The following is a 9243-nucleotide window of genomic DNA, read 5'->3' on the forward strand; positions in this document are numbered from 1 at the left end:
GCACAGCACGATGGAGAGGAGCGTACGCTCCATGGCGATAACACCGATGTAGCCGGCTTTCTGGCGCCGCTTTCCGGTCGTGCGGGGCTACACGGGGCGGATATGACTATTCTTGGGGCTGGCGGGGCAGCGCGCGCTGCGGCATATGCGCTGATCACCACCTATGCGCCGTCTGCGCTCACCGTAGCCGCCCGTCGCCCGGCTCAGGCCGAGGCGCTGCTGGACGTTATGCAGGCCCACGCCGATCCTGCAACAACGCTCGTGGCAGAGCCCTTAGACGAGGCAGATGAGGCCGTGCGGCGGAGCCGGCTCGTTGTGAATGCGACCCCTGTGGGCATGGCGCCTCATGCCGATGACACCCCCTGGCCCCGGGCGGAGTGCTTCTCGCCGGACCATCTGGTTTATGATCTGGTTTATGCGCCACGTCCCACCCGCCTCTTGCGCGAGGCCGCTCGCGAAGGAGCAGACACGCAAGACGGCCTGGAGATGCTAATCGGGCAGGCGGCAGCTTCGTACGCGCTGTGGACCGACCGCTCGATGCCCACCGACCAGGTCCGCGACGAACTGCTCTCGATGCTCCCCACGGGTCCTGACGTGTAACCTCTGTGCTGCATGTGCACGAAATCCCACCTGGTTGCCCTTACGTTGCGTATTGCTATGTTGCCTCGCTCTCCCGTTATTCGCCCCCGGCTGGCTCAGGCGTCTGGACTGGTCGCTGGCTTCTCAACGCGATACGGCGGTGTGAGCAGTCCGCCATACGACTCGCTCAACGTAGGCCCAGATGTCGACGATGCGCCCGAGGCCGTTGCGGAGAACAGGCGGCGCGTGTGCGACGCCCTCGGCATTGCCTCCGACCAGCTGGCACGGGCCGGACAGGTCCATGGCGCCACGGTGCGTAAGGTGGATGCGCCCGGATATTATCCCGACTGCGATGCTCTCGTAACCACGACCCCTACTCTTTTTCTCTCTGTGGTTACGGCCGACTGTGCCGCAGTGCTCTGTGCCGATCTTGAGGCGGGGGTCGTGGCGGCCTGTCACTCGGGGTGGCGCGGCACGGTAGCCGGCATCCTGCCCAATACGCTTGAAGCGATGAAACAGCAGGGGGCCACCCCCACACGCATTCAGGCATACATCAGCCCATGCATCGGAGTGGATGCTTTTGAGGTGGGCCCGGATGTTGCCGCTCAGTTCGACGAAGCGGTTGTCGACACGACGTATGGCGGGCGTCCGCATGTCGACCTGAAGCGCGCGCTGCACCGGCAGCTACGCGCCGCCGGCGTGCCCGAGGCACAGATTCAGGTGGATGCGCACTGCACCGCCTCTTCGGAAGGACTCTTCTCGCACCGCGCAAACGGACCGGCAACCGGGCGCATGATGGGCGTTATCGGATATCGTTTAGACCCTCACGAATAAGGGCCCCGACGCATGGCTATCCTCACATCCACCTACCGCGCCCCGATCGGACTTTCCGGCGGCCACGTGCAGACGGTGTTCTCGTCGGTGGCACGGTCGGTTGCGTCCCCCTACGACCGCACCGAGCGTATCGACACCCCCGATGGCGATTTTCTGGAGGCGGCGTGGGCGCCGTCGGTGCCTACGCCGGCGCGTGGGGCTGCGGTGCTTACACATGGGCTCGAAGGCGACATCCACCGCCCCTACATGCGCGGAATGGCCCGTACGCTACGCCACGATGGGTGGGACGTGCTGGCGTGGAATCTGCGGGGGTGTGGTACGAAGCCCAACCGCACGCTGCCGACCTACCACAGCGGAAAGACCGAAGACCTTGCGTGTGTGGTTGAGCACGTGCAGTCGAGAGGGTATGATACCATCATGCTGGTAGGGTTCAGCCTTGGCGGCAACCTTACGCTCAAGTACCTGGGCGAGCGCGGAGTCATGGCGCCGGCGTGTGTACGCCGGGCCGTTGCGATATCTACGCCGGTCGACCTTGGGCCCGCCGCCCGGCAGATCGACCGGTGGACGAACGCGCACTACACGTTCTATTTCCTGCGTAAGCTGCGTAAGACCATTCGTCGCAAGGCAGCGATGCATCCAGGAGCCGTATCGACGGCCCCGCTGCGTGAGATTCGCTCGCTTGTCGCATTCGATGATGCCTACACAGCTCCCCTTAACGGATTTGCGAACGCATCCACCTACTACCGCGAGGCCAGCAGCAAGCCGCTGCTCACGCAGATCGAGCGCCCTGTGCTGCTGGTAAACGCCGCCAACGATCCGTTTCTTCCAGCGTCGAGCTACCCCTTTGCCGAAGCGCAAGACCACCCGCATGTTCATCTCGAAGTGCCCGACAGCGGGGGGCACGTGGGGTTCGTCACGTTCTCGGAGTCGGGCGTATACTGGTCGGAGATGCGGGCCGCAGCGTTCTTGCGGGGCGGGGCGTAGCGTTCTCCAGCGCAGCGTTCTCCAGCGTAGCGTACCCCCCCGGCGTAGCGTACCCCGGCGTAGTGTACCCCGGCGTAGTGTGCCCTGGTGCGGCTTAGACAACCAGATATTCAGATAAGCGAGTGCGACTGTCCGCCGTCTATGTTGATGCAGGCGCCGGTGATGAGGCTTGCGCGCTCGGAGACCAGAAACGCCACGGCATCTGCAACCTCCTCAGCACGTCCGAAGCGTCCGATCGGCAGATTTTCCTCTACGAACGCCTGCATTGCTTCTGGATTCTCCTTCACGCGGCGATCCCAGCTGCCTCCGGGAAAGCGAATAGAGCCGGGCGCTACCGTGTTCACGCGAATATTCTCGGGAGCCAGCTCCTGGGCCATGACCTTGCCCATGCTGATGAGGGCCGACTTCGTAGTGTTGTAAAGCGTGAGCCCGGCCCCGCCGAGCTCGCGTCCGTAGATGGAGCTGATGTAGCAGATTGATCCGCCGCCCGCGTTCCGGATGTGAGGAATGGCCGCACGGCTGGCGCGGACATGTGACTTCAGGTTCAGGTCGATGATAGCGTCCCAGTCATCGTCGGAGAGCTCCATGAAGTCGCCCCGCAGGTTGCCGCCCACGTTGCCTACATAGATGTCAACGCCTCCGAGCGCTTCGGCAGCCTTTTCGACAAAAGTGCCCGGCGTATCGGACTGTGTAAGGTCGGCCACCTCGGTGTATACCGAGACCCCGTATGCATCACGGATGTGCGTAGCCGTTTCATTCAGGTCATCTTCGGAGCGAGCACAGATGCCCACGGCGCAGCCTTCTCGTGCGAGCGCTTCGGCGATATACTTCCCGATGCCCCGGCTGGCGCCCGTGATGAGCGCCACTTTGTCGGTCAGGTGCAGGTCCATAGCGTTAAAGCTGGGTTGGGTAAAAGAAGAACATCGTGTATTGCACGGCTTCCCAACGGAGGCATAGCCGCAAAGGATGCATCCTGTGCGCTGCTGCACCGTTAAGACATGTGCGTGCCAACCACAGGCACCCCTCTGCGTGCGTACCTTTCCCATGAGCAAAACGCGAGCACGCAGCATACCGCGACGTTACCATGCACTTATGGATTCATCCGTTCACGCTATGGCTGATGCCTCCAACACCTCCCCAACCGATGCATCTGCATCGGACCGCGACGCCTCGTTCGAGCACGATCTGGCTCGGCTCGAAGAGCTGGTCGACCAGCTCGAAAACAACCCGCCGCCTCTCGACGATGCGCTTGACGCATACGAAGAGGGCGTGACGCTGGCTCAGCGTTGCCTGGGGCGCCTCGATGAGGCTGAACAGCGCATGCAGGAGTTGGATCTGGAGCGATAGCAGGCTAGCAGTCACGCGTCACCGACCTGTTCTGACGACGCCTATTCCGGAAGTGCCGTGGTCTGCATGATTATGGCCTGTACGCACCACAGCGTAAGAGAAAGCAGCGAGAGCGGTCGCCTGAGCGATGTGGTGCTGCCATCAAAAAGGAGAGGCCGCCTGTTCGGCAGCCTCCCCTGGCAATAGGCACGAGCGTTACGCATCCCCCTGTACCGTATGTGGGTGGGCACCGCAGTTCAGCCCGTGTGCCAGCGATACTGACGAAGCATTTCGGCGTCTTTGGTGCGCTTCATGATGGTGCCGCATTCCTGGCAGTAGAACACGACTTCGCGCACTGGAGCCGAGATGCCGAGCATGAAGTAGAAGCCGGCCCAGATGGAGTACCGGGGTTCGGCGACCACGCGTGGATGGGTAATATCATTCCCGCATGAGCACTCTCTGGGAGCGGACGTTGCCATGGCGGCTGGGGCAGTGTCGACCTCAGCGGCGGCGCGCTCTTTGATACGCTCCTTGATGCGCTCCGGGCTCAATATGTCGGGGCGTGAAGCCGCCTCCTCATGGTCTTGTACAAATACGTAGTAGTCGGCTGAAAGGCGTCCGGCGCCGAAGACAAAAACAACGGCAAGCAGAAACAGCACGAGAGCCGAGAACTCAAGCGACTGCCCGGCTGTGAGCAATCCTTCCTGAAAGTGAACCAGCGAGACGGCTCCGACCAGGACGGGAATCTGAATGAGTGCGGCAAAGCGCGTGAACAAGCCTGCCGCGAGCAGGGCTCCGCCAATTAGGTGAGCAAACGTGACGTAGTGCGCCAGGGCAGCAGACGCGAGGGAGAACTCGGACAGATCGACCAGCGCAGCGATCCCGTCGGCGTGCGATATAAACAGGAACCCACGCACCATGAGTCCAATGCCCAGATAGACACGGATTACATCGATCATCATGTCGGGGTTGTCACGGATCCAAGCGACCCATTGCTGTATGCGGTTCATGGCAGGTTTTTTAGTCTTGAGCAGGCATTCATGGCTTTTCTTCAGATCGTTTAAGCAATCTCCACAATAGGTGTTGCTTAAACCGGAGGGCAACGGGGAACAGATTACGGCTTCTGGACATCTTGGCGATATCTCCACAATAATATGCAAGCGGTGTACTGCTGCGGGCACGCGGCACCGGTAAGGTTCAGCATCGTACGCGTTGCAGGGAGGCGTTGTAAGGTACTGCTCTGCAACTCCGGCCAGAAATGGGCTTACAAAAGACATCCACAGCCTTTACGTAGGTGCTTAGATCATATGTCTGATTCAGCTTTGTTTCCATCTCTTCCTGGCTCTGCACGCCTGTGGGTGCATGTCGCAGACCATGACGTTACGCCGCAGGCTCAGAAAGCGACGGTCGACGTGTTGCAATCCTTTTTCGAAACGTGGGATTCGCACGGTCGTCCGGTAACGGCCCAGGCGGCATGGCGCGATGATCGGTTTCTGTTTGTGGCTGCCCACATAGACGCTCCGGGGCAGTCGATATCTGGCTGTGCTACCGATGCACTTGTGCAGACGATTAACCAGGCGGCCCAGGCCCAGGAGATCCGCTGGGCTTCGGCCCTTACGGTAGCGCACCGCACGCCTGAAGGTGATGTATCGGTTGTGCCTCGAACTGCGTTTGCCGGTCTCGCCAGTCAAGAAGTCGTCGACGCCACAACCCCGGTGTTCGACCCGAGCATCACCGAACTCCGTGCCCTGCGAAGCGGAGCCTTTGAGCAGCCTGCCGGCTCTACCTGGCACGCTCGCGCGTTCTCTCTCGCCCACCCGGCTTAAAGAAAAGCTATGTACCGTCGTATTCTACCACTCTTTTTCGCTTTGCTTTTGCTGCCGATGGCAGCGGACGCACAGCGCTACATCGACCAGTTTGCTGTCGAGCATCTGCTGAACATCCAGGCCGAAAACCTGGATGCGCTGCCTGAGGTCTACTACGAATACTATGTGTTCGACGAACCGCGTAAGAATACGGTCATTGCCCGTGCGGCGATGTACCGTGAACTGGGTGAGGGCGACATGGAGTTGGGGCGTAAACGCTCGCAGCTTGTGGAGCTCATCAACCGTACCTCGCTGGGGCAGCTTGCGCTGGGCGATACGGTGATCGTGCCGACGGAGTTTGAGGTGGACTTCCGTGCGTATTCGCCGTTTCCGAGGTACTATCCGGGAGCTCGCAACGAGGATAAGCTCTTCATCATCCACAAGGAGGTGCAGGCGTTTGCTGCATACGAGTACGGGGTGCTGCAGCGGTGGGGCATTATAAATACAGGCGATCCCGAGGAGTACCCAACGCCCAACGGCCGCTTCAACTTCAACTGGAAAGAAGAGTACCGCGTCTCCAGTCTGAGCCCACCTGATGAGGACTGGGAGATGTACTGGGTGTTCAACTTTCACGATGCCCGGGGCATCCACATCCACCAGTACCCGATGCCAACCGGGGGGCCCACAAGCCGCGGCTGTGTGCGCATGATTGATACCGATGCTGAGTGGGTCTACAACTGGGCCGATGCCTGGACGACGTCGACAGGGCGCACCGATGTGCGTTCACGTCAGGGGCGCCTCTTGGAGCCGGGCTCTATGGTGCTCGTGCTGGGCGATGACCCCGAGGGCGACCCCAACTTGTTTGACTACGGGCGCCGGTATCCGGTGTTGAATCGCGTTACGCTTCCCCAAGACCCGTACGACGTAGAGCCCGGCACCAACCAGCAGCGTATCACCGATCGGTGGCGAAGCAGCCGGTAGAGAGGAGGCTGGTCTGGTTGTTCAGGCAGGTGTTCAGGTGGAACGGTCTTCTGCGCACATACGAGGTTGCAAGAGCAGGCTCTAAGAGCAACGCCTTACAGTAACGCTTTACAGCAGTACAGTACAATGCGAAGCGGGAGCGCCCCGATGAGGGGACGCTCCCGCTTGCGTGTTGCGTTTGGGCCCTGGAAAAGCCCGTGGTATAGATCTAATTAGACCTGTTCTACCGGTTGGCGATACATCGTGTTGACGTAGTCGATGACCATGCGCTTGGCCGAGAACGGTGCAGGGAGGCCGGTCATGGCGTCACGCATGCGGCTGACCCACGCTGTGGGGATGCCATCGGCGTTGCGGTTGTAGAAGTCGGGGACGACCGACGTTTCGAGCTGCGTGTAGAGCGACTCGGCGTCGCGGGCGTCTTCCTTCTTCTGCCCCTCGGGGCCTCGGGGAGAGAACACGCCCGTGGCTTCAGGACCGATAGCCCATCCGTTTTCGCCGTTGTAGCCTTCTGGCCACCAGCCATCGAGCACCGACAGGTTGAGGCCGCCATGCGCGGCGATCTTCTGCCCGCTGGTGCCGCTGGCCTCCATGGGGCGACGCGGGTTATTGAGCCAGACATCGGATCCGGAGACGAGCATGCGTCCGGTCTCCATGTTATAGTTTTCGAGCATGAGCACGCGGCCTTTGAAGCCGGTCTCCTGGCTGATCTGGTAGATCCGCTTGATGAATGCCTGTCCACCCTCATCGTCGGGGTGGGCTTTACCGGCAAACAGGATCTGGATGGGGCGATCGCCATCGGCAAACAGCTTGCGGGCTCGCTCAATATCGGTAAAGATGAGCGGGGCGCGCTTGTAGGTGGCAAACCGTCGTGCGAAACCGATGGTAAGTGCATCGGGATCGAGGTTGGGCTCCATAGTCAGCGACTGCCGCTCTACGTGATCGGCGGCATAGTTCAAGAGCCGTTCGCGAAGCTTGCAGCGATAGGCCCAGAGCGTAGCGTCGTCGAGCTCGCCGAGGGGCGCCCAGAAGTCTTGCTCCTGGCGTTCGCGCGCCCAGTCGCCCGACACGTTGGCCGCGATGAAGTCGCGCGCCGGGGCGGCGGTCCAGGTAGGCAGATGTACGCCATTGGTGATCGACCCGATGGGCACCTCTTCGACGTCGCGGTCGGGGTACATGTCTTGCCACTGCTGCTGCGCCACGCGTCCATTGATCTTCGACACGCCGTTGGCTGCGCGCGACAGGTTCAGTCCGAGCACCGTCATGACGAACTCTTCGGTTTCGTCGTCGGGGTCGACCCGGCCATACGGAGCAAGCTCATCTACATCGAGCGGGTGCTCGCTGGCGTAGCCGGCCATCTCGGTGGTAAAGAGGTCGGGAGCGAAGCGGTCGTGTCCGGCAGGAACGGGCGTGTGCGTGGTGAAGACCACCGAATCGCGCACGGCTGCTTCGGCCTCGGCGTGGCTGGTGCCGGTTTCCATGTGCTCACGCATCAGCTCAAACATGAGGAAGGCGCAGTGGCCCTCGTTGGCATGGTACACGTCGGGCTGATTGCCGAGGGCGCGCAGCAGGCGCAGTCCGCCCACGCCAAGCACGAGCTCCTGGCGAATGCGCTCACGGTCGCCGCCCTGATAGAGGCGTCGTGTAAGGCCACGCAGCGGCTCGGGATTGCCTTCGTGGTCGGTGTCGAGCAGGTAGAGCGAGACGTGCCCCAGCTTCGCCTCCCAGGCCTGCACCTGAACGCTCGTACCTCCGATGGGTACCGATACGCGCAGAGGTTCTACGTCAGGATTGGTGACAAGCGAAAGGGGTTGCTTTTCCGGGTCGAGCGGTGGGTAGTTCGCCTGCTGGTTGCCTTTTTCGTCGAACGACTGGTGAAAGTAGCCCTCGCGAAGGAGCAGTCCTACAGCGGTGAAGGGCAGCCCGAGGTCGGCAGCGGCTTTGGTATGGTCGCCTGCCAGCACGCCAAGTCCGCCGGAGTAGAGCGGCATGCTCTCGTGCAGGCCGTACTCCATGCAGAAGTACGCCGTTTCGGGGGCGTCGTCGATCTCCGCTGGGGCCTTCATATAAGCGTTGAAGGCCTCGTAGACAGCGTCGACCTCACGGGTCAGTTCAGGATCGGAAAGGCGCTCAGAATCGGCAGCACGGAGCGCGGCAAGCGGGCTATTGCCAGCGGCAGCGAAGGCTTCCGGGTGCACCGCTTTAAACAGCTTGCGGGCCCGGGGCGTCCACGTCCACCATAAGTTGTTGGCAATGGCTTCGAGTTTTTCCGTTGTGGTCATAAAGCAGTAATAATGGGAAACAGAATGGCGTAAAAGAGCCGATACTACGTAGCGGCGTACACCTTAAGGGCTCGAATGTGCCCACGGGGCGAGCGTGTGGCGGCATGCAGCATGGTTTCAGCGAGTTCTTTTGGGGCAATCCACGTTGACGGATCGCTGTCGGGCATGGCTTTACGGTTGGCCGGGGTGTCGACGACCCCCATCGGGTAGAGCGTCGACACGCGTACGCCCGTTTCGCTGTACTCGGCACGCAGCGACTTGAGGTAGGCAGCGACAGCGGCTTTGGATGCGGCATAAAGCCCCATGCCGGCGCCGCCGTCCTCGGCAGCAGGGGCCGACACCCCCAGCAGAAAGCTATGGTCGCGGGCCTGCAGATGCGGAAGCGCAGCCCGTGCCGTGTTGAAGAGCGTGCGCATGTTGATATCCATCATCTGCGCGTAGTCGTCGTCGGTGGC

At 61.5% G+C, this 9243-nt stretch carries 10 protein-coding genes; 6 read left to right on the forward strand and 4 right to left on the reverse strand.

Annotated features, from left to right (window positions below):
• The 3 genes from PPP56_RS06285 to PPP56_RS06295 form a co-directional block, all read left to right on the forward strand.
• The coding region (locus PPP56_RS06285; protein WP_502912552.1) for a shikimate dehydrogenase family protein at positions 1-600 on the forward strand (600 nt) is incomplete at its 5' end.
• 57 nt (positions 601-657) lie between these two features.
• Positions 658-1413: a peptidoglycan editing factor PgeF gene (gene pgeF / locus PPP56_RS06290; protein ID WP_353563184.1), complete on the forward strand. Its 756-nt coding sequence runs from the start codon at positions 658-660 to the stop codon at positions 1411-1413.
• Positions 1414-1425: 12 nt separating this feature from the next.
• Complete coding sequence (locus PPP56_RS06295; RefSeq protein WP_353563185.1) at positions 1426-2397, forward strand: YheT family hydrolase; 972 nt, start codon at positions 1426-1428, stop codon at positions 2395-2397.
• Between the two features lie 110 nt (positions 2398-2507).
• Here the strand turns inward: PPP56_RS06295 and PPP56_RS06300 are convergent, their stop codons facing one another.
• On the reverse strand, positions 2508-3287 hold the full coding sequence (locus tag PPP56_RS06300; RefSeq protein ID WP_353563186.1) for an SDR family NAD(P)-dependent oxidoreductase: 780 nt from the start codon (positions 3285-3287) through the stop codon (positions 2508-2510).
• Positions 3288-3510: 223 nt separating this feature from the next.
• Here PPP56_RS06300 and xseB point away from each other — a divergent pair, with 223 nt between their 5' ends.
• Positions 3511-3744: an exodeoxyribonuclease VII small subunit gene (gene xseB, locus PPP56_RS06305; RefSeq protein ID WP_353563187.1), complete on the forward strand. Its 234-nt coding sequence runs from the start codon at positions 3511-3513 to the stop codon at positions 3742-3744.
• A 236-nt stretch (positions 3745-3980) separates the two neighbouring features.
• Here xseB and PPP56_RS06310 read toward each other — a convergent pair whose 3' ends face one another.
• The gene (locus PPP56_RS06310) at positions 3981-4733 is read right to left on the reverse strand and encodes a DoxX family protein (RefSeq protein WP_353563188.1); all 753 of its coding nucleotides are present in this window, start codon (positions 4731-4733) and stop codon (positions 3981-3983) included.
• A 297-nt stretch (positions 4734-5030) separates the two neighbouring features.
• Here PPP56_RS06310 and PPP56_RS06315 point away from each other — a divergent pair, with 297 nt between their 5' ends.
• Together PPP56_RS06315 and PPP56_RS06320 are read left to right on the forward strand one after the other, a co-directional pair.
• Entirely contained in the window at positions 5031-5549 is a 519-nt protein-coding gene (locus PPP56_RS06315) for a hypothetical protein (protein WP_353563189.1), read from the forward strand.
• Between the two features lie 42 nt (positions 5550-5591).
• On the forward strand, positions 5592-6509 hold the full coding sequence (locus PPP56_RS06320) for a L,D-transpeptidase (RefSeq protein ID WP_353563190.1): 918 nt from the start codon (positions 5592-5594) through the stop codon (positions 6507-6509).
• 212 nt (positions 6510-6721) lie between these two features.
• On the opposite strand, the gene glgP is transcribed toward PPP56_RS06320, so the two are convergent.
• Positions 6722-8788 carry an alpha-glucan family phosphorylase gene (gene glgP / locus PPP56_RS06325; protein ID WP_353563191.1) on the reverse strand — a complete coding sequence of 689 codons (2067 nt, stop codon included), beginning with the start codon at positions 8786-8788 and terminating at the stop codon, positions 6722-6724.
• Positions 8789-8832: 44 nt separating this feature from the next.
• Positions 8833-9243 (reverse strand): SDR family oxidoreductase (locus PPP56_RS06330; RefSeq protein ID WP_353563192.1); only part of this gene is annotated, 411 nt, incomplete at its 5' end.

It is taken from the genome of Longimonas sp. (assembly GCF_040409695.1).
In the GTDB taxonomy this organism is placed as follows: Bacteria; Bacteroidota; Rhodothermia; order Rhodothermales; family Salinibacteraceae; genus Longimonas.

Coding starts and splice junctions, on each gene's coding strand:
- xseB (WP_353563187.1), top strand. CDS start 3,511: ATGGCTGATGCCTCCAACACCTCCCCAACCGATGCATCTGCATCGGAC.
- glgP (WP_353563191.1), bottom strand. CDS start 8,788: ATGACCACAACGGAAAAACTCGAAGCCATTGCCAACAACTTATGGTGG.
- pgeF (WP_353563184.1), top strand. CDS start 658: ATGTTGCCTCGCTCTCCCGTTATTCGCCCCCGGCTGGCTCAGGCGTCT.
- PPP56_RS06315 (WP_353563189.1), top strand. CDS start 5,031: ATGTCTGATTCAGCTTTGTTTCCATCTCTTCCTGGCTCTGCACGCCTG.
- PPP56_RS06300 (WP_353563186.1), bottom strand. CDS start 3,287: ATGGACCTGCACCTGACCGACAAAGTGGCGCTCATCACGGGCGCCAGC.
- PPP56_RS06310 (WP_353563188.1), bottom strand. CDS start 4,733: ATGAACCGCATACAGCAATGGGTCGCTTGGATCCGTGACAACCCCGAC.
- PPP56_RS06295 (WP_353563185.1), top strand. CDS start 1,426: ATGGCTATCCTCACATCCACCTACCGCGCCCCGATCGGACTTTCCGGC.